The organism is Bradyrhizobium sp. USDA 4353 (assembly GCF_054063215.1).
Genome location: NZ_JBSSGB010000001.1, coordinates 1185707 through 1206479 on the forward strand (window position 1 = coordinate 1185707; position 20773 = coordinate 1206479).

Genomic DNA, 20773 nt, shown 5'->3' on the forward strand with positions numbered 1-20773 from the left:
TCCGGCCCCTGCGGGCTTTCAGCCCGGGGGTTGGTGCCGACTTGTTGCAATATTTCGTGCCCGATGTCGCGGCAAATTTTTTGTGGCGTTCGCTGCACTCTGCCCGCTCAGATGCTGGGAGCGCCGAGGGTGTCGACCCATGCCGCGAAAGCTTGCGCCAGCTCGTCCAAGACTGCCTCATCGTTCCTGCCGGAGCGCGCGGGAACGTGGAAGGCGTGATCGGCCTGCGCGATGCAATGCAGCGTCGCGCGCGCCCCCAGCCGCTTCACGACCGGCTTGAGCAGCGCCATGTCCGCGAGCTTGTCGCGCGTGCCTTGCACGAACAGCATGGGCACCTCGACCGCGTCGAGATGGTCAGCGCGCGCCACGGACGGCTTGCCGGCGGGGTGGAGTGGGAAGCCGAGGAAGGCCAGCCCGACCACACCGGGCAGCGGATCCAGACTTTGCGCTTGCGAGGTCATACGCGCGCCGAACGATTTGCCGCCGGCGATCAGCCGCAATTGCGGACATAGCCGCGCAGCCTCCGTGACAGCGGCGCGCACCGTGGCGTGGGCGAGCGCGGGCGGATCGGGGCGCTTGCTGCCCTTCTCCATATAGGGAAACTGGAAGCGCAGCGTCGCGATGCCGTGCTCGGCCAAATGCTCCGCCGCATCGTTCATGAAGGCATGGGTCATGCCGGCGCCGGCCCCATGGGCGAACACGAAGCAGGCGCGCGCCTGCGGGGGCTTGATCAACAGCGCGGACACGGTGCCCGCGCCGTCGATCGAAATGGAGAGGGAGCGCGCCTGGCGGTCGGTCATGCCCATTTTTGTGGGACGCGCCAGTCGCGAGTCAACTCCATCATCGTCGGCCGAGAGGCGTCACGCCGCGGTCCGGATCGTCTGCAGGAAGTCGTCGACATTGCTCCGTAGCGATGCGGCCTGCTGTTGCAGCGCGGCAGCCGCGGTCAACGCAGCCTCGGCGCCGGCGTCGGTCTGGCCGGCGACCGCTTTGACATCGCCGATCTCCTGCGTCACCGCGGCGGTGCCGTTGGCGGCCTGCTCGACATTGCGGGCGATCTCGCTGGTCGCAGCGCCCTGCTGCTCCACAGCGGCTGCGATGGCGTTGGAGATTTCCGCGATCTCGCGCACCGTCGTGCCGAACTGCGCGATCGCCCCCACCGTCTCCTCGGTCGCGCTCTGGATGGTCGCGATCTGGCTCGAGATCTGCTCGGTCGCCTGCGCCGTCTGCGAGGCCAGGTTCTTCACCTCGCTCGCAACGATCGCGAAGCCTCTGCCGGCCTCGCCGGCGCGCGCCGCCTCGATGGTTGCATTCAGCGCCAGCAGATTGGTCTGGCTCGCGATCGCCTGGATCAGCTGCACGATGGTTCCGATGCGCTCGGCAGCGCTGGACAGGCCGTTGATCAGCTCCGAGGTGCGCTCGGTTTCCTGCGTCGCGCGGCTCGAGACAGTGACCGAGCGCTGCACCTGGCCGGAGATCTCGCGGATGGACGCGGCAAGCTCCTGGGTCGCCGACGCGACGGTCTGCACGTTGACCGACGCCTGCTCGGCGCGGCTTGCCACCGCCTCCGCGAGCCCGCGGCCGCGCTCGGCCACCCGCGCCAGCTCCTTGGCGCTCTGCCCCATCTCGCTCGCGCGTCCGCCGACGCCGCTGATCACGCCCTGCATGCCCTGCTCGAAACGGCCGGCGAGATCGGCCATCATGCGCGCACGCTCAGCTTCAGCCGTCTCGCGCTGCGCGGCAGCTTCCTGCTCCATCCGGCGAACGGCGAGCGCATTGTCGCGGAACACCTCGACCGCACGCGCCATCCGGCCGATCTCGTCACGGCGCTCGCCGCCGGGGATCGGCTGCTCCAGCTCTCCAGCCGCGAGCGACTGCATGCGATCGGTCATGCTACGGATCGGCGACGAGACGCTGGCACCGATCAGCCATGCCAGAATGGCGCCGAGCACGACCGCACCGACGGCAGTGACGATGATCGTCTGCCTGGTGTCCACAACCGCCACTGCGGTCTTGGAGCCCTGCTCTGAACGCGCTGCGCCGAGTTGCTTGTTGATCTGCGTCACCTGCGCTTCGATGGCCGTCGTCACCCTGGCAAGCTCGGCCTGCTTGGCGCGAAGGTCCGCGGCAATCTTCATCACATCCTCGAACGCCGCGTTATCGGCGGTCAAGGCGTCCTTGAGCGCGGCCACCAATGCCTTCAGCTTGGCGTCGTCCACCGTGGCCAGTTCAACTTCGGTGTCGGCGACCGCCAGCTTAGCGTAGACGAAGGTGAGCTTCGCATCCTCGGCGTCGCTCGGCGACAGCGTGTTCGTGTAGCGCATCACCGAAACGCGGACCGCGTCGACGACGCTTGCGAGCCGAAGCGGATGGAGCAGCGGCTCACGACCCGCCCGATTGGCGAGCGCGACCTGGATGCCGCCGATATTGACGCCCAGAACGCCGCCGAGCGCCTCGGTCTTGTTAGTCGCCGCTCGCAACCGGTCGACCGCGTCGGCCGCAGCCCCGAATGCGGCGCGGTATGCGCCGAGCTCAGTTCGGACCGAGCCGGCGCCATCGGCGATCACCTTCAGCTTGCCGGATTGCTTCTCGACCTCATCAGCGAGCGTGCCGACCGCATCGATGGCCCTGCCTGCCGCATCCTTGTCGCCCACGCTCCAGGTGCGGATGAACTTCTCCACCGCACCATTGGCCGTGAGCAGCGCGGCCCGCACCTGCGACATGCCCGCGTCGCCCGCTGCGCTGGCGACGAGCTCATCGACGGTGCCGCCGATGCGCCCGACCTGGCTCATGGCGAAGCCGCCGAGCAGCACGAGGAAGCTCAAGATCAGCGCAAAACCGCCGAAGATCCGCGGACGAATCCCGATCCACGACATCATCGAAGAGAGTTTCATGGCCATGTCCGGCTGTTTCACTGAGTGGACCTGATGGTGGCGAGCAGCTCCTTGCCGAAGCGCTTCTCGAATTCCGGATCGAGCGGCTTGACCGCGTCGACGAACGTCTTGCGATCGAACGTCTCGACAACCTCCATGCCGCCCTTGCGCAGCTCATCGAGGCTCTTTGCATCGAGCTGTGCCTGCCAGGTCAACTCCGCCGCGGCCTTGGCGGCTGCGACCAGCGCGTCGCGCTCGCCTGGGCCGAGTTGCTCGAATGTCGCGCGATTGGCGACGAAGACGATCGGAGCGAAGAAATGGCCGGTGAGCGTCAGATGCTTCTGAACTTCCTGAAAGCGGTTGCCGGCGATCGTCGCAACCGGATTCTCCTGGCCATCGAGCCGGCCGTCCTTGAGCGCCGCATACACCAGCGGAAAGTCCATCGGAAGGACCTCGGCCCCGAGTGCCTTGAAGGTCATCTGATAGACGGGGTTGGGGATCACGCGGATCTTCAATCCCTTGACGTCATCGACGGTGCGGACCGGCCGCCTCGAATTCGTGAGATTGCGGAAGCCCTGCTTGCCGAGCGCCAGCAGGACCAATCCCTTGTCGGCAAACTTGGCGCCGATCGCGGCGGCAACGGGCCCAGTCGCGACAGCCTTGGCGTGAGCGGTGTCGCGAAACAGGAAGGGAATGTCGAAGACGCCAAGCTCCGGGACGACGGCGCTGGCGACGCCGCCCGACACGACCGCGATATCGACCGCTCCGGTCCGCGCCGCCGCCAGGATGGCCGACTCGCCGCCGAACGCGTTGCCCGTGCGTTCGTCGACGATCAGATTCTTTCCGGTGAGCGACTCCAGCTTGGCGCGAAACTCGTCGGAGCCGAACTGCTGCGGGCTCTGCGGCTGTGAGTTGAAGACCAGCGATACCATTCGGGGCGAAGCCGAAGCTGGATGCGAGCCGAGCAATGCCGCTGTCATCAGTCCCGCAACAAAAATATCTCGAAGCTGTCTGCGCATGAGATCCCGAGCTCGTTGTTCTCATCGCAGTGGTAGCAGGCAGATATGGTTAAGGCGTTAAAAGCGGGCACAAGCCAATTCTTCAACTCACAGAATGTCATAGGTTAATCATCAGGATCTGTTTGCGCGGAGAACTAACACTCTCCGGCCGCTGCCCGTAAAACTACGGCCTTTCCTCGCGATCGTCAGACCGCCTGAGCCAATCTCGAGTTTCTGATAAATGGAAGTCGCGATCCGAGGCCGCAAGGGTGGCGGACCAATTATCGACGCATATCGCCAGATAGAAGAACCTTAGTCCCGGTTGCGGTAGGAACCGTGGACAACAGCGCCTGCGCGACATCGGCCGCGAGGATCGGCTTGTAGTTCGGCGGAATGAGAAAGCCGACCAGTTGGTTGAGCCTGTTGCCCCATTCCTCGCCCGGCCTGGCCGGCTGTCCCAGCTCCTCTCGCGGGCCAATCAGCAGCGAAGGCCGGGCGATCACGCGACCGGCAAACGGCAGCGCCACCAGATCGTCTTCGAGCTCGCCCTTCACGCGGCTGTAGAAGATGCGCGACTTGGCGTCGGCGCCCATCGCGCTGACGAGCCCGACGCGCTTGGTGCCACTGGCGAGCGCGGCCTTGGCGACGGCGAGGTTGGCGTCGTGATCGACCGCGCGGAAGGCGGCCTGGCTGCCGGCGACCTTGATGGTCGTGCCTAGCGCGAGGTAGAGCTCGTCGGCCACAGGCAAAGGCGGCAACGCAGCGACGTCCACGACGTGAGCCGTCAGCTTGGGTGAAACGATTGTTGGCGCCCGGCGGCCGAGGACGTGAATATGATCGACCGTGAGATCGGCGAGCAGGCCGCGCAAAAGCTCGCGGCCGACGAGGCCGGTCGCTCCAGCGATGATCACCGTGCGCTTCGCCATCTCCGCTCCCCCGGACAGCAGTATGAGGAGAGGTAAGCATCGCGAGCCGGGTTCGGAAGACCGGCAATTCGCTTTTCGTTCAACGTCGCGGAATGAGGTGTCATTCCGCGACGTGCAACTGTGTTACGGGGCGTTGTCGCCTCAGGCGCCCTTGCGGCGCTCCTGGGCTTTCGCCAGCGCCGCGGCGAAGGCGCCGCCGCCCGACGGTTTCTCCTCGCGCGTGGTCATGCGCGCCGCCGCCGGCGGCCGCGCGCTGGTGCGCTTCTCGCCCTTGGCGGGCAGCGGGTCGGACAGCCGCAAGGTCAGCGAAATGCGCTGCCGCGGCACGTCGACATCGAGCACCTTCACCTTCACGACCTGGCCCGGCTTCACCACCTCGCGCGGATCGTTGATGCGCTTCTCGGACATCGCCGAGATGTGGATCAGGCCGTCCTGGTGCACGCCGATGTCGGCGAAAGCCCCGAACGCGGCGACGTTGGTGACGGTCGCCTCGAGGATCATGCCGGGCTTGAGATCGGTGATCTTCTCGACGCCTTCCTGGAAGGTCGCGGTCTTGAACTCCGGCCGTGGGTCGCGGCCGGGCTTCTCCAGCTCCTTGATGATGTCGGTGACCGTCGGCACGCCGAAGCGCTCGTCGGCGAATTTCGCCGGGTTGAGCGCCTTCAAGGTCTTGGTCTCACCGATCAGCACCTTGATGTCGCTCTTGGTCGCTTCGAGAATCTTCTTCACGACCGGATAGGCTTCGGGGTGCACGCCGGATGCATCGAGCGGATTGTCGCCGTCGCGGATACGCAGGAAGCCGGCGCACTGCTCGAACGCCTTCGGTCCCAGACGCGGAACGTCCTTGAGCTTGTCGCGGGTCGGGAACGGACCGTTGGCATCGCGATGCGCGACGATGTTCTGCGCCAGGGTCTCGCCGATGCCCGACACCCGCGCGAGCAGCGGCGCCGACGCCGTATTGAGATCGACGCCGACCGCGTTGACGCAGTCCTCGACGGTGGCATCCAGCGCGCGCGCCAGCTCGTACTGATTGAGGTCGTGTTGATACTGGCCGACGCCGATCGAGGCCGGCGGCACCTTGACGAGCTCGCCGAGCGGATCCTGCAGGCGGCGAGCGATCGACACCGCGCCGCGGATCGAGACGTCGAGATTGGGGAATTCCTTGGCGGCGAATTCCGAGGCCGAATAGACCGACGCGCCTGCTTCCGACACGATCGCCTTTGTCAGCTTCAAATCCGGCTTCAGCTTCATCAGGTCGGTGACCAGCTTCTCGGTCTCGCGCGACGCCGTGCCGTTGCCGATCGCGACCAGCTCGATGCGATGCTTGATGCAGAGCTGCGCCAAGGTCAGCATGCTCTCGTTCCACTGCCGCTGCGGCTCGTGCGGGTAGATCGTGGCGTGGTCGACGAACTTGCCGGTGCGATCGATGACCGCGACCTTGACGCCGGTGCGGAAGCCGGGATCGAGGCCGAGCGTGGCGCGGCCGCCGGCGGGCGCTGCGAGCAGCAGATCGCGCAGGTTCGCGGCGAACACGCGCACGGCCTCCTTCTCGGCCTCCTGCCACAGCCGCATGCGGACATCGAGCGCGAGCGAGGTCTTGATGCGCGTGCGCCAGGCCCAGCGCACGGAGTCGGAGAGGAACTGATCGGCGGGGCGGCCCTGGCGCGAGATGCCGAAGGTCACCGCAATGCGGTTCTCATACAGCGACGGATCCTTCGAATCCTCCGGCTCGCCATCGCCGAAATCGAGCTGCAGGATCTCTTCCTTCTCGCCGCGCAGCATCGCCAGGATGCGGTGCGAGGGCAGCTTGGTGAACGGCTCGGAGAAATCGAAGTAGTCGGCGAACTTCGCGCCTTCGGTCTTCTTGCCGTGGCGCACCGTCGACTTCACGGCGCCGCGCGTCCACATCTCCTCACGCAGCGAGCCGACGAGATCGGCGTGCTCGGCGAAGCGCTCGACCAGGATCGCACGCGCGCCGTCGAGCGCAGCCTTGACGTCCTTGACCGGGTTGTCGCCGTCCTTCTTGATGAAGGCTTTCGCTTCCTCTTCCGGGTTCTTCATGGGATCGCCGATCAGCATGTCGGCGAGCGGCTCGAGCCCGGCTTCCTTGGCGATCTGCGCCTTGGTGCGGCGCTTCTCCTTGAACGGCAAATAGATATCTTCGAGTCGTGCCTTGGTGTCGGCGGTCGCGAGCGCCAGCTCGATCTCCGGCGTCATCTTGCCCTGCGCCTTGATGCTCTCGATGATCGCGGTGCGCCGCGCATCCATCTCGCGCAGATACCGCAGCCGCTCCTCCAAGGTCCGCAGCTGCGTGTCATCGAGCATGCCCGTCGCTTCCTTGCGATAGCGCGCGATGAACGGAACGGTCGCGCCGCCGTCGAGCAGGTCGATCGCGGCCTGGACCTGGGCGTCCCTGACAGAGAGCTCAGCAGCGATGATGGAGGCAAAATTCGACACGGTGTTCTTCCGAGATTCGTGACGGGGCTGATTGGATAGGAGTCCGCACGTCCCAGCGCAAGCGGCTGGCGGACGCTCTGTGGGCAACCGTGGCAAAAAAGACCGATTGCGAATCATGTAAAACGCTGCCGGAAGCGGGCCATGTCGTTGCGCGCATGGCGCAAATCGCGGATTCTTCGGCGCTGAGGGGCGATTCGTGCAGGCAGCGGCCGCGACATATCTCGACGATCTCAATCCGGAGCAGCGCCGCGCCGTCGAGCATGGCGGTGCGCTGGCCGCACCGGGACCGCCGCTGCTGATCATTGCCGGCGCGGGCTCGGGCAAGACCAACACGCTGGCGCATCGCGTCGCGCATCTGCTCGTCAACGGCGCCGATCCGCGCCGCATCCTGCTGATGACCTTCTCGCGCCGCGCCGCGGGCGAAATGAGCCGGCGTGTCGAGCGCATCGCGCGCAAAGTGCTGGGCAGCCAGGCGGAGGCGATCACGTCGGGGCTGACCTGGGCGGGCACGTTTCATGGACTTGGCGCGCGGATGCTGCGCGAATACGCCGAGCGCATCGGCCTCGATCCCGTGTTCACGATCCATGATCGCGAGGATTCCGCCGACCTGATGAATTTGGTGCGGCACGAGCGGGGCCTGTCCAACACGCAGCGGCGCTTTCCGAGCAAGGGAACCTGCCTTGCGATCTACTCGCGCTGCGTCAATGCGGACATGCCACTCGACGAAGCGCTGGTGCGGCACTTTCCCTGGTGCGCGGAATGGGCGGGCGAGCTGAAGGGCCTGTTCGGGGCTTACGTCGAGGCCAAGCAGGCGAACGCAGTGCTCGACTACGACGATCTGCTGCTCTACTGGGCGCAGATGATGGCGGACGAGATCATCGCGCGCGAGATCGGCGAGCGCTTCGATCACGTGCTGGTCGATGAGTATCAGGACACGAACCGGCTGCAATCGCAGATCCTGCTCGGACTGAAACCTGATGGCGCGGGCCTCACCGTGGTCGGCGATGACGCGCAATCGATCTACGCGTTCCGCGCCGCCACCGTGCGCAACATCCTGGAATTTCCCGATCAGTTCAGCCCGCGCGCCGACATCGTCACGCTCGACCGCAACTACCGTTCGACGCAGCCGATCCTCTCCGCGGCGAATGCCGTGATCGGACTGGCGCGCGAGCGCTTCACCAAGAATTTGTGGACCGACCGCACCGCCTCGCGCAAGCCGCAACTGGTGACGGTGCGCGACGAGGCCGACCAGGCGCGCTACATCGTCGAGCAGGTGCTGGCCAAGCGCGAGGAAGGCATCGTGCTGAAGCAGCAGGCGGTGCTGTTCCGGACGTCGTCGCATAGCGGGCCGCTGGAGATCGAGCTGACACGGCGCAACATTCCGTTCGTGAAGTTCGGCGGGCTGAAGTTTCTCGATGCCGCGCATGTCAAGGACATGCTGGCCTGCCTGCGCTTCGTCGAAAATCCGCGCGACCGCATCGCCGGCTTCCGCGTGCTGCATCTGATTCCGGGGGTCGGTCCGGCGTCGGCGCAGCGGCTGCTCGATGCCATCAGCGAGAGCGCCGATCCAATCAGCGCGTTGTGCGCACAGCCTGCGCCGGCGCGCGCGGGCGAGGATTGGACGGCGTTCGTGCGCACGCTGGAACAGTTGCGAATCTCCGATTGGCCCGCCGACATCGAGCGCGTCAGGCACTGGTATCAGCCGCATCTCGAACGCGTGCACGAGGATGCGGAGGTGCGCAGCGCCGATCTGCTGCAACTCGAGCAGATCGCCAGCGGCTATCCGTCGCGCGAGCGCTTTCTCACCGAGCTGACGCTCGACCCGCCCGACGCCACCTCCGACCAGGCCGGCGTGCCCTTGCTCGACGAGGACTATCTGATCCTCTCCACCATTCATTCCGCCAAGGGCATGGAGTGGAACGCGGTGCATGTGCTCAACGTCGTCGACGGCTGCATGCCGTCCGATCTCGGCGCGGGATCCAACGCCGAATTGGAGGAGGAGCGGCGGCTGCTCTACGTCGCGATGACCCGCGCCAAGGACGACCTGCATCTGCTGGTGCCGCAGCGCTTCTTCGTCCATGGCCAGCCGGTGCGCGGCGATCGTCATGTCTACGCCTCGCGCACGCGGTTCATTCCGGAGGCACTGGTGCAGTTGTTCGAGCGCGTCAGCTGGCCGAAGGTGCAGGCGGGGGCGGCATATGCGAGCCAGGGGCCGCGGATTGATCTGGGGGCGAGGATGCGCGAGCGGTGGCGGTGAGCTGACGGAGTTGCAACGCTCACGAGGTACCAATGACTGCGCCCTCTCCCCTTGTGGGAGAGGGCATCGCAGCTATCAACGACATACTCTCTTGGGTGAGGGGTTGCCTCAAATTCAGGTCTGAGTTCGTGGCAACCCCTCACCCGGCTTTCATGCTGCGCATGAAAGCCACCCTCTCCCACAAGGGGAGAGGGTGCACCATCTGCGTGGCGAGGAGTTCGGCACGAACTCATAATGAATTGGCCTTTGTAGTCCACTGCGCGCGAAACCACGCCAGCGTTTGCCTTGTCACCGCCACATACCCCTCGCCGCGATACTTGATCTCCCCATCGACGATCGCATGCAGCTTCGGCAGCGCGTGGAACGGCACGGCCGGATAGGCGTGGTGCTCGACGTGGTAGGGCATGTTCCAGGCGAGCCAGTGCACGAATTGCGTGGTGAAGGTGGTGCGGGTGTTGTGAAAGGCGCTTTTCGTGTGATCGCAGCCGGTGTGCTCGGCGTAGAGATAGGGGCGCAGAATCAGTTGCCCCAAGAGTAGCGGCAGCACCCAGACCCACAGCAGGAGCACGCTGTGCAGCGCCAGCGAGGCGAGCAGCAGCAGCGCGTAGCCGACGACGTAGAGACGCGCCTCGCGCACGATGATGGCGCGGCGGCCGGCGGGGACCCAGGGGACGGTGACCTCGTCGGTCAGGGCATGCTTGAGCAGCAGGCGGAGCCGGCCGGCCACCTGCACCAAGCCTGAATAAGCAATCGCGAGCTGCATCTCGGAGCGCGGCTTGGGGCCGACGATCAGCTCGGGATCGCGCAGGGGATCCTGGGTGTGGCGGTGATGCTCCCAGTGGAACAGGCAGTAGTACTCATAGGGCAGTCCGATCAGGAAGCCGGAGAGATTGCCGACCGCGACGTTCAGCCTGCGGCTGTCAAACGCGGTCTTGTGCGCGGTCTCGTGCACGGCCATGAACAGGAAGGCGATCAGCACGCCCTGCACCGGCAGCAAGGGCAGTGCCCACAGCACACCCTGCGTCGAGGCGATCGCTGCGATCAGCGCACCCACCGCGACGATCGCGCCGTAATGGCTGAGGGTGCGCAGCGCGCCCTTGAGGTTGGAGCGCGTGCAGAGCTGCTGCAGCACCGGCGGTGTCAGCAGCTTCGGGCGGGGCGCGAATTCGTCGGTGGGCACATCGGTCATGTCGAACTCTGAGGTCAGCTTTGCAGAAGCGCGGAGACGTTGGCTTTGAGGAAGTCGCGATCGGCGGGAATGCGGACGGGATTGCCGGCGCGATGGCCATGGACCGATGGGATCGGCCGCAGCGCGGCGGAGCGCGCATTGACCAGCTTCGGCAGCTCGCGCTCATTGTCGCGCCAATCGAAATAGCGGTCGGTCTGGCCGGGCATCAGCAGCATTTGCGCCGTGATGGCAGCGAGCGCGCGATCGAGATCGCCGCCATAAGCCGCGCATTTGCTGATGTCGCCGCCCTGCCAGATCGCGATCTGGGTCAGCAGATTGTTGGCGTCGCGATGCGCGAAGGCGGTGTCCCAGGTGGCGGCGAGATAGTCCTCCTGCGAGCCAAAGCCCTGCTCGCGCCAGACCTCGTCGCGGTAGAACTCGTAGGACATCGCCCATCCCGCATAGATGCGGCCCATGGCGCGCAGGCCGGCCACGGGCTTTTCCACGAAGCGGCCGTTGCGATACGCGGGGTCGGCGATCAGCGCCGCCTTCACGGCGTCGAGGAACAGATGATTGTAGGGCGAGCAGCGCGCGCTGCCGCAGACGACCGCGGCGCGCTCGACCACGTCCGGATGGAGCGCCGCCCAGTGATAGGCCTGCATGCCGCCCATCGACCAGCCATAGACCAGCGCGAGCTTCTCGACTCCGAACTGCTCCGCCAGGAGCCGCTTCTGGACCGCGATGGCGTCGTGATAGCTGATCGCCGGGAACGGCGTCTCACCGACCGGCGTGTTCGAGGGCGACGACGACAGGCCGTTGCCGAACAGGTTCGGGATGATGATGAAGTATTTGTCGGAGTCCAGAATGCCGCCGGGCCCGATCAGCCATTCGATGTCGGTGTGCTGGGCGCCGAACGAGGTCGGATACAGGATGACATTGTCCTTGGCCGCATTCAGCGTGCCATAGGTCTTGTAGGCGAGGCGCAGCGACGGGAACGTCGTGCCCGATTGCAGCAGGACGTCGCCCGCATCGAAGATCTGATAGTCGCTGTCTGCCACCATGCGCGTGATTCCGTCTGACGAACTCGGTCGAGCCTAGGTGATGCACAGCCGACCCACACGCCTATTTTTTCACATGGCATGACCGCGCAGGAGGCGCACGCGGCCTCCTGTCCGCGGCGGACAAGCGCCCGCGTTCTCGCGGCCGATTGCGCCCGAGTTCGGCTGGATGGAACACCCTCGATAAAGATGAGGGCGCAGGGAATGCCGGGTGCTGGCCGCAACCCATGGCCCGCCTGCGGAAAAAAAATGCAGGCGGCAGGTACCACAGGTTCAGCCGACAATCCGGCATTCCCTGCGCGATGGGCTTACGGCTGCTCCGTGCTCTCCCTGGGGACCGGGCGTTCTTGCCCCCATCGCCCGCGCGTGCCGTTCGGCAGCGATCGCAGACTTGGCCTCAGCATCGGGAGGCCAGGACCACACGGCTTGACCGTCCGCAACGGATCGTTCGTCGGCGCGACTTGCGTCACGCTGCAACCCGCCACGGCCACCGCATCCCCGCCTCGCGTCTCGTGACGACCGCGCGTACGCCCCTCATCAATGAGGCGGGATGGGCGCAGTAGAGCATAGTTTTCGGAAAAACGAAAGAAAAATCTTGGTCAGCCGACGACGAATTTCATTCATCGGCGCTCGCGTGCCGACGATTGCCTCAAGGCCGGTGCAACCTCTCCCCGTGAAGAACGGGGAGAGGGAGTGCACCGGCGTGTGGGAGAACGACGGCCTGCCGAAACCCTGTGTTTCGCCATCGCCCGCTTGCAATCCGGTTCCGGCCCTTCCAGCTGACACCGGGAGGCCGTAAGACGGCGCGACGCAATGGAATGGCACATGACCGCAGCACTCGAATTCGGCCTGGATACCTTCGGCGACGTCACGCGCGGCACGGACGGCGCGATCGCATCGCATGCCCAGGTGATCCGTGACGTGGTCGAGGAGGCCGTGCTGGCCGACCAGCTCGGCATCGATTTCATCGGGCTCGGCGAGCACCATCGCGGCGACTTCGCGATCTCGGCGCCGGAGGTGGCGCTGGCGGCGATCGCGGCGCGGACCACGAAGATCAGGCTGGGCTCGGCGGTCACGGTGCTGAGCTCGGACGATCCGATCCGCGTGTTCCAGCGCTTCGCCACGCTCGACGCGGTGTCGAACGGCCGCGCCGAGGTGATCCTCGGCCGCGGCTCGTTCACCGAATCCTTCCCGCTGTTCGGCTTCGACCTCAAGGATTACGAGACGCTGTTCGAGGAGAAGCTCGATCTGTTCGTGAGTCTCCTGCCGCAGCAGCCGCTGACCTGGCAGGGCAATCTGCGCCCGCCGCTGCGCGATCAACTCGTCTATCCGCCGGTCGAGCATGGCCGGCTGAAAGCCTGGATCGGCGTCGGCGGGAGTCCTGAGTCCGTGGTGCGCGCGGCGCATTACGAGCTGCCGCTGATGCTCGCGATCATCGGCGGCGATCCGAAACGGTTCGCGCCCTATGTCGATCTCTATCACCGGGCCATCAAGCAGTTCGGCCGCGCGATGAATCCGATCGGCGTACATTCGCCGGGGTATGTCGCCGACACCGACGCGCAGGGCGCGCGAGGAGCTGTGGCCGGACTACAAGGTGATGCGCGACCGCATCGGCCGCGAGCGCGGCTGGCCGCCGATGGGCCGCGACGAGTTCGTGCAGGAGGCCGATCACGGCTCGCTCTATGTCGGCTCGCCGGAGACGGTGGCGCAGAAGATCGCCGCGACGATCAAGGCGCTCGGCCTGTCGCGGTTTCAGCTGAAGTACTCGGCGGGGCCGCTGCCGCATGCCAAGCTGATGCGCAGCATCGAGCTGTATGGCCAGGTGGTGGTGCCGCGGGTCAGAGAACTGGTAGCGCAGGAGCAAGGGTAGGCAGACCATCGATGAACTCAATGTTCTCCCGCATTCCTCTTACTCTACGTCGCGGAACGCTCGAAAGTGAACCGTGAGACCTTTCTCGATCACTTGCTGCTCGCGAGTGAACAGAGCCGGACGTTCGCCGAACGGTTCGTCACGGATATCCTGCCCAACGAGTATGCCTTCTGGATCGACCTGAATTGTTCCTATGACGGTCACCCGCTCGCGGAGGATGAAGTTACTTTTCCCGAAGACAACACGAAGGGGCGCATCGGTCCACTGACGGCGGATACGGCGGTCGACTTGTTATGGCGGGACCACCGCATCCCCGAGTGGATCGATATTTCCGTCTTCGAAACGGACCAGCAGAGGACCCATTTCGAGCTGCGCTGCTGTGGACGCTTCAGCGCCGCGCCCCAACGGCTCTATTATGGCTCGACGGATAGGGCGCCGTTCGGGGTCAAGGGACCCGTCTTCCCCCCGCACATTGTCGTTTCAAACGAGACGGGGCGCCCTTCCAAGAAATTCAGCTTAGCTGAGGCTCGTGCCAATAAGCTCGACCAGGCGTCGCCGAAAGTCACCCTGACAGAAGCTGCCCGTCGTGATAGTCTGTATCGAATGCAGGAGGCGGCGATGGAAGACCTTCTCTTGGCTTTCGTGACATCGGCCATGTCGATCGGCTTCGTGGCCTATCTCGCACATGCGGGGATGGACACCCTTGTGGTGCTCCTGTCCTTGGCATCGATGCCTGTCGTCGGCTATCTCGCCTATGAGCGCGGACGCAGCCAGCGGCGCTGGATCTACGTTGCGCTGTTTCTCGGCCCCCTCGCGCTTCCGCTGCTCTACTTCGTCTCCGCGATCTCCAGCTGGACCCGCAAGGAAAACGCCGCCTGATCCCGACCGCGGATGTGCCGGCGTCCCAGATTCTCTCGAAACGACGATCCGAGCACGGACGCTCTGGTTCATCCCCGCTTCTATTCCGGCAGCAACAGCTCCCGCTCGCCCGCTGCCACTCTTGCCAGCTGCTCGGCCGCCCGGGCCAGCACCCCGTCCCACGCCCGCGGCTTCTCCTGCCGGAGCAGCCGCATGGTCGGATACCACGGGGCGTCGGCGCGATCGCGCAGCCAGCGCCAATCGAGCGCATAGGGCAGGAGCACCCACACCGGCTTCGCCAGCGCGCCGGCGAGATGCGCCACCGACGTGTCGACGGGAGATGACGAGGTCGAGCGCGGCGACGGCGGCCGCGGTCTCGGCAAAATCCGTGAGCAGCGGCGCGAGGTCGATGACCTCGGTGCCGAGTTCGACGAGCGCGGGCGCATCGTCTGGGCGCGCCTCCTTCTGCAGGGAATAGAGCTGCACACCCGGCATCACCAGGCGCGGCAACACGTTCTGCGCGGTGAGCGAGCGCTGGCGGTCGCCCTTGTGCCGGGGATTGCCGGCCCAGATCACGCCGACCTTCAATGACGGCGCGCGGCCGAGCACGTTGCGCCACGCGGCGACCCTGACCGGATCGGCCGCGACATAGGGCACCTCGGCCGGGATCGTCTCCAGGGTGGTGCCAAAGATATGCGGCAGCTCCATCAGCGGCAGCTGCAGGTCGAATGGCGGCAGCGGCGCGCCGCGCGGCACGACGGTGACGCCCTCGAGGCTGCGCAGCAGCGGCGCGATCGCCGGCTGCACCTGCAGCACGATCGGCCCGCCCATCATGCGCACGCGCGACAGATAGCGCACGAATTGCAGCGCGTCGCCGATGCCGTATTCGGCAAACAGCAGCAGCGTGCGGCCATCGAGCGGCTCGCCCTGCCATTCCAGCGCATCGAAGCGCGGCATTCCCGCCGAGAGATCAGCGCAGTCGCGGCCCCAGCGATGCTCGGCAAAGCCGCTGGCGAGATCGCCGCACATCAAAAGGAAATGCGCGTGATTGTAGCGCGCCAGCGCATCGTCGGGCGCGAGCGCGATCGCTTGATGCGAGGCTGCCAGCGCGGCATCGATGTCGCCGGCGTTGCGCAAGGCCACCGCGAGATTGGCGTAGCCCTTGGCATAGGCGGGATCGGCGGCGACCGCGCGGCGGTGCGCTGCGACGGCCTCATCGATCTCGCCACGCCGCTCATGGATAATGCCGAGATTGGTGTGGGCCGGCGCATGATCGGGCTGCAGCGCCAGCGCATGCTCACATGCCGCCATCGCCGGGTCGAGCTGGCCGATGCCGCACAGGCAGGCGCCGAGATTGCTGAGCACGACGACATCGGCCGGATCGAGCAGCGCCGCGCGGCGATAGGCCTCGACGGCCTCGGCCGGACGTCCGGCTTCGTGCAGGGCATGTCCCAGCATCCCGGCGGCATGGGCGTCATCGGGCGCGAGCTCGGCGGCGCGGCGATAATGGCTCACGGCCTCCATGAAAAGGCGCTGCCTGTAGAGCACGTCTCCGAGGCCGAGATGGAGGCCGGCATCATCAGGCCGCGCGGCCAGCGCCTGCTGATAGGCCGGCACTGCCGCATCCTTCGCCTGATCGGCCAGGAGCTGCGCCAACGCACGCCAGGCATCGGGATAACAGGGATCGCGCTCGAGCAGCGCGCGATAGGCGGCTTCGGCGTCGTCGAGCCGGCCCTGCCTCGTCAGCGCGAGCGCCAGATTCCAGCGCGCGCGCAGCAGCCCGGGATCGAGCGCGAGCGCCTGGCGATAGGCGGCCTCGGCCTCGGCCAAGCGCGACAGCTCGAGCAGCGCGCTGCCGAGCCTGCTGTGAATGTCGGCATCATTCGGCCGCAGCGCCGCGGCTTGCGCGAACGCATCCGCCGCGCCGGCATGCTCGCCCTTGACCGCCAGCGCATCGCCGAGCGTCACATAGGCCGGCGCATGCTGGGGATGCCGGGCGAACAGGCGCGCGAGCAGCGCTGCGCCCTCCGCCATCCGGCCGTCGGCGAAAGCCAGGATCGCAGACAGATGCAGAGCCGGCAGGTGATCAGGCGCGGCATCAAGGATGTGGCCGCAGAGATCGCGGGCCGGGCCGGCGCGCCCGGCATGATAGTGACCGGCCGCCTCGGTCAGCAGCCGGTCAACGGAAACAGCGCCCATGACATCCCCAGATTTCGCTTTCGGATGCAGGGTTCAACGGAGCGCTCGGTTATTTCAGGCGCGCCTACAACCGAAGGCGTTCGCGTCGACCGCGCCACACCAAATCGTTAGTAGGATTCCCGCTCGACGGCGCAGCACGCTGCGTCATGACTTGGTAGTTGTGTGTCTTTTCGACGACAGACACCGACCAAAGCCGATCGCTAACAATCCGTTAAGAATCTGAAACAAAGGCCCAATAGTGACGGCTTCGGGACAAAACGTCGCGGCTGTGACGGCGGCGGTCCCGCCGGAGTCCGCAAGCGTTTCCGGCATCGCTTTTCTTTGTCTGGGAACCGTCGGAATGTCGTCGTCTGCTTATCTGAAGTTCTGGAAATATGCCGCGCTGGGCTCGGCGCTGCTGCCCTTCGCCGCCAAGGCCGGCGATATCCCGACCACCCCGCCGGTGAACTTCACCAATTCGAGCATGGCGACCACCGGCTCGACCATGGTCAATGTGGTCGATTCCTACATCAACCTGATGCTGAATGATCCGACGCTGACCAACGGCAAGGGCGTCATGGAGCAGAACCTCGCGACCGTGGTCCGCATGACGCAGGCACGCACGGCGGCGCAGACGCTGGAGGCGATCCACGACGACCGCACCAGCCAGCAATACAGCGTGCTGAACGGGCTCGGCGTGCTCACCGGCTATTTCATGACCGGCACCGGCGCCTCCGCGAGCGGCACCACGCCGAACAGCCTGACGCCCACCACTTACGCGCCGTACACGCTGCAGAACTTCCAGGCCAACATCAACTATCTCAACAGTGCGAGCTGGGGCGCGACGACCTTCGGCAACGGCAGCGCGACGCCGCTCGCCCAGGCGGTCAACTTCGTCAACAACACCGTCCGCGCCAACTCCTCGACCGAGCCGAGCAAGCGCACCTTCGAGCGCTACATGGGCTCGACCGCGCCGGTCACCAACCCCGGCGCATTCGGCGCGTCGGTGAACCAGACCACGGTGAGCCCGCTGGCCGCCGCCTTCGTCAACTACAACGCCACGACCAAGACCGGACTGACCACGGCCGACACGGCCAACATCGTCGTTCCCAGCTACTACGGCAACCTGACGATCCCCGCGGTCTACGGCAACGCCACCAACTGGGTGCGCGGCTTCACCGTGACCCAGGCGATGATCGACGCGCAGAACACCGCGAACGGCACCAGCCTGGGCTATCTCACCGTGCCGAATGTGGGCAACATCGTGAACGGCGTGCTGCAGCCGACGCAATTCGTGGTCGGCGACTACGTGCCCGGCATCGGCGCGGCGGCGCGGCCCTATCGCCTGTCGACCGACGTCAACGTGCCGACGCCGCTGTTGCAGATCATCAACAGCACCAACCCCTACGGCGACGGCGGCTTCATCAGCGGCCACACCAATTCGGGCTATACGCAGGCGCTGGGCCTCGCCTTCCTCGTGCCGCAGGAATATCAGAGCCTGCTGGCGCGCGCCGCCGACCTCGGCAACAACCGCATCCTCGCCGGCATGCATTCGCCGCTCGACGTCATCGGCGGCCGCACCTTCGCCACCGCGATCGCCGCCACCAATATCTACAATGCGCTGTATGATTCCAACGGCGACCGCGTCGACTGGACCAATCCCGCCAACACCAGCGCCTACGCGGTGTACCAGGCCTACACCCAGACGCAATCATATCTCTCGTCATCCTGCGGCACGGTCAGCGTGCAGGCCTGTATCCAGCAGGCGCAAGGCGGCGCGGCGACGATCGCGGCGGCCTCGAAGGACGTCAATTTGAGCTCGACCGATCCGTCGAGCTACACCTATCGCATGACCTATGGCCTGCAGCTCGCCGGCGTCAGCACCACCCTGCCGGAGAACGTGCCGGTGCAGGCGCAGGTGCTGCTGCTGACGCGCTTCCCCTATCTCAGCGACGCCCAGCGCACCGAGATCCTGAGGACGACGGCGCTGCCCTCCGGCTACGCGCTGCTCGACGGCAATACCTGGGACGGCTGGGGCCGTATCAACCTCTACCAGGCGGCCTATGGCTATGGCGCGTTCAACAGCGCCGTGTCGGTGACGATGGATGCTGCGCAGGGCGGCTACAACGCCTTCGACATCTGGAGCAACGACATCTCCGGCACGGGCTCGCTGACCAAGAGCGGCACCGGCACCCTGGTGCTCGCCGGCAACAACAGCTATAGCGGCGGCACGACGGTGAACGGCGGCGCGCTGGTGGTCGCGGCAGGTGCCACAGTGACGAGCCCGATCAGCGTCACTGCCGGCGCGACGCTCTCCGGCCTCGGCACCGTCGGCAACGTCAATGTCGCCGGCACGCTGGCGCCGGGCTATCAGGCGGTGACGGGCCTCACCGGCCAGGCCGGCAAGCTCACCGTGCTCGGTAGCCTCGCCTTCACCAGCGGCGCGACCTATGCGCTGCAGCTCACGCCCGGCAGCTTCAGCACGACGAGCGTCTCCGGCACGGCGACGCTGAACGGCCAGGTGACCGCGACGTTGGCCAGCGGCGTCTATGCGGCGGGCAGCAAGGTCGCGATCGTCTCGGCCGGGGGCGGCGTGAGCGGCCAGTTCTCCGCGCTCAACTATACGACCACCGGCATCACCAACGTCACGCCGACCTTGAGCTATGACGGCCAGAACGCCTATCTCACGCTCAAGCAGGCGGCGCTGCCGTCGCTGCCGGCCACCGGCGTCAGCGGCAACGGCCAGCAGATCTACAGCGCGCTCAACAACGCGGTGAACAAGGGCGGCACGCTGCCGACCTCGCTGCAATCAATCTACTTCCAGACTCCGGCCGGCGTCGGCGCCACGCTGAACCAGCTCGCCAGCCAGAGCGCGCCGGCGGGCACCCAGAGCGTCGGCCAGAGCATGACCGGCTTCATGACCACCGTGCTCGATTTCGGCGGCAACGGCCGATCCGGCGCCGGATCGAATCCCGGCGGCTCGCCGATGCTGGCCTATGCCGAGGCGAGCGGACCGGCCGCCAAGGCGGGCAAGATCTTCGCCAAGGCGATGCCGATGGAGCCGAGCTGGGCGGTGTGGGGCTCGGCCTTCGGCGGCGGCGGCCATATCGGCGGCGATGCCGCCTCCGGCAGCCAGGACGTCTCGACACGGATCTATGGCCTCGCCACCGGCGCCGATTATCGGCTGGCGCCGGACATGACCGTGGGCTTCGCGCTGGCCGGCGGCCAGACCAGCTTCAGCGTCGCGCAGGGCTCGGGCTATGGCAGCTCGGATTTCATCCAGGCGGCGGCCTATGCGACCAAGCGCTTTGGCCAGGCCTATGTGTCCGGCAGCCTCGCCGCCGGCGCGCATTGGATGTCGACGACGCGCAACCTCACCGCCGGCGCGATCGAGACGCTGCGCGCGAGCTACACGGCGCCGACGCTCGCGGGCCGCGCCGAGACCGGCTACCGCTTCGATCTCGGCTTCGCCGGCCTGACGCCCTACGCCGCGCTGCAGCTGCAGCAGGTGTGGACGCCCTCCTACACCGAGACCAGCTCGCTCGGCGCAGGCGGCTCCGCGCTGACCTTCGCCGCGCGTGACACCACCCTGCCGCGCACCGAGCTCGGAGTCTGGGCCGATCGCCGTCTGTCGGAGAGCTTCCTGCTGCGCGGCCGGGCCGCCTGGGCCCACGACTACAACCGCGACGCCACTGTCAGCGCCACGTTCCAGACCCTGCCCGGCGCAAGCTTCGTCACCACGGGCGCCCGCACCGCCGCCGACTCGGCGCTGCTGTCGGGCGTCGCCGAGGTCGCGCTGACCTCGCACATGACGCTGTCGGGCCAGATCGACGGCCAGTTCGCGCCCCAGGCCTCGTCCTGGGCCGGGACGGGGCGGATCAGATATCAGTGGTGATCTGAGGGCGCCTCGCCACGCTTCAAGCCGCGTCCTAAGGGGCGCGGCTTTTTTCTTGATCTTGGCGGTTTTGAAGCCGCTGGCGAGGCCGAGCGCGCAGCGCCAGCACAGCCAGAGCGCCAGAGCCCGTTATTGATCGCGCTGATGAGCACGGATGCGCTCCACCGGACCCACGATCAGGCGAGAATGATGCGCGCGTCGCAATATGATCTGGAGAGGTCTGCGCACACATGCT

At 66.3% G+C, this 20773-nt stretch carries 11 protein-coding genes and 1 pseudogene; 4 read left to right on the forward strand and 8 right to left on the reverse strand.

What is annotated here, in order from left to right; translation table 11 throughout:
• Positions 1-107: 107 nt before the first annotated feature.
• From ACVILH_RS05295 to ACVILH_RS05315, 5 genes are all read right to left on the reverse strand, one after another.
• Positions 108-800 (reverse strand): alpha/beta hydrolase family protein, encoded by a 693-nt coding sequence (locus ACVILH_RS05295; protein WP_456711955.1) that lies wholly within the window; start codon positions 798-800, stop codon positions 108-110.
• Positions 801-860: 60 nt separating this feature from the next.
• On the reverse strand, positions 861-2876 hold the full coding sequence (locus ACVILH_RS05300) for a methyl-accepting chemotaxis protein (RefSeq protein ID WP_456716875.1): 2016 nt from the start codon (positions 2874-2876) through the stop codon (positions 861-863).
• Between the two features lie 35 nt (positions 2877-2911).
• Positions 2912-3892, reverse strand: a complete 981-nt coding sequence (locus tag ACVILH_RS05305) for a TRAP transporter substrate-binding protein (RefSeq protein WP_456711956.1) — start codon at positions 3890-3892, stop codon at positions 2912-2914.
• A 260-nt stretch (positions 3893-4152) separates the two neighbouring features.
• On the reverse strand, positions 4153-4797 hold the full coding sequence (locus tag ACVILH_RS05310) for a nucleoside-diphosphate sugar epimerase (RefSeq protein ID WP_456711957.1): 645 nt from the start codon (positions 4795-4797) through the stop codon (positions 4153-4155).
• Between the two features lie 141 nt (positions 4798-4938).
• Entirely contained in the window at positions 4939-7254 is a 2316-nt protein-coding gene (locus ACVILH_RS05315; RefSeq protein WP_456711958.1) for a Tex family protein, read from the reverse strand.
• 196 nt (positions 7255-7450) lie between these two features.
• Here ACVILH_RS05315 and ACVILH_RS05320 point away from each other — a divergent pair, with 196 nt between their 5' ends.
• The gene (locus ACVILH_RS05320; RefSeq protein ID WP_456711959.1) at positions 7451-9511 is read left to right on the forward strand and encodes an ATP-dependent helicase; all 2061 of its coding nucleotides are present in this window, start codon (positions 7451-7453) and stop codon (positions 9509-9511) included.
• Positions 9512-9740: 229 nt separating this feature from the next.
• Here the strand turns inward: ACVILH_RS05320 and ACVILH_RS05325 are convergent, their stop codons facing one another.
• Positions 9741-10700, reverse strand: a complete 960-nt coding sequence (locus ACVILH_RS05325) for a fatty acid desaturase (RefSeq protein ID WP_456711960.1) — start codon at positions 10698-10700, stop codon at positions 9741-9743.
• A 14-nt stretch (positions 10701-10714) separates the two neighbouring features.
• Positions 10715-11740: an alpha/beta fold hydrolase gene (locus tag ACVILH_RS05330; RefSeq protein WP_456711961.1), complete on the reverse strand. Its 1026-nt coding sequence runs from the start codon at positions 11738-11740 to the stop codon at positions 10715-10717.
• Between the two features lie 822 nt (positions 11741-12562).
• On the opposite strand from ACVILH_RS05330, the gene ACVILH_RS05335 reads away from it, so the two are divergent.
• Together ACVILH_RS05335 and ACVILH_RS05340 are read left to right on the forward strand one after the other, a co-directional pair.
• Complete coding sequence (locus ACVILH_RS05335; RefSeq protein ID WP_456711962.1) at positions 12563-13684, forward strand: LLM class flavin-dependent oxidoreductase; 1122 nt, start codon at positions 12563-12565, stop codon at positions 13682-13684.
• Positions 13674-14486: a hypothetical protein gene (locus ACVILH_RS05340; RefSeq protein ID WP_456711963.1), complete on the forward strand. Its 813-nt coding sequence runs from the start codon at positions 13674-13676 to the stop codon at positions 14484-14486. The genes ACVILH_RS05335 and ACVILH_RS05340 overlap by 11 nt, the downstream gene beginning before the upstream one ends.
• A gap of 80 nt (positions 14487-14566) precedes the next feature.
• Here the strand turns inward: ACVILH_RS05340 and ACVILH_RS05345 are convergent.
• A pseudogene (locus ACVILH_RS05345) lies at positions 14567-16664 on the reverse strand (tetratricopeptide repeat protein).
• A gap of 340 nt (positions 16665-17004) precedes the next feature.
• Here ACVILH_RS05345 and ACVILH_RS05350 point away from each other — a divergent pair.
• The gene (locus ACVILH_RS05350; RefSeq protein ID WP_456711964.1) at positions 17005-20538 is read left to right on the forward strand and encodes an autotransporter domain-containing protein; all 3534 of its coding nucleotides are present in this window, start codon (positions 17005-17007) and stop codon (positions 20536-20538) included.
• Positions 20539-20773 lie beyond the last annotated feature (235 nt).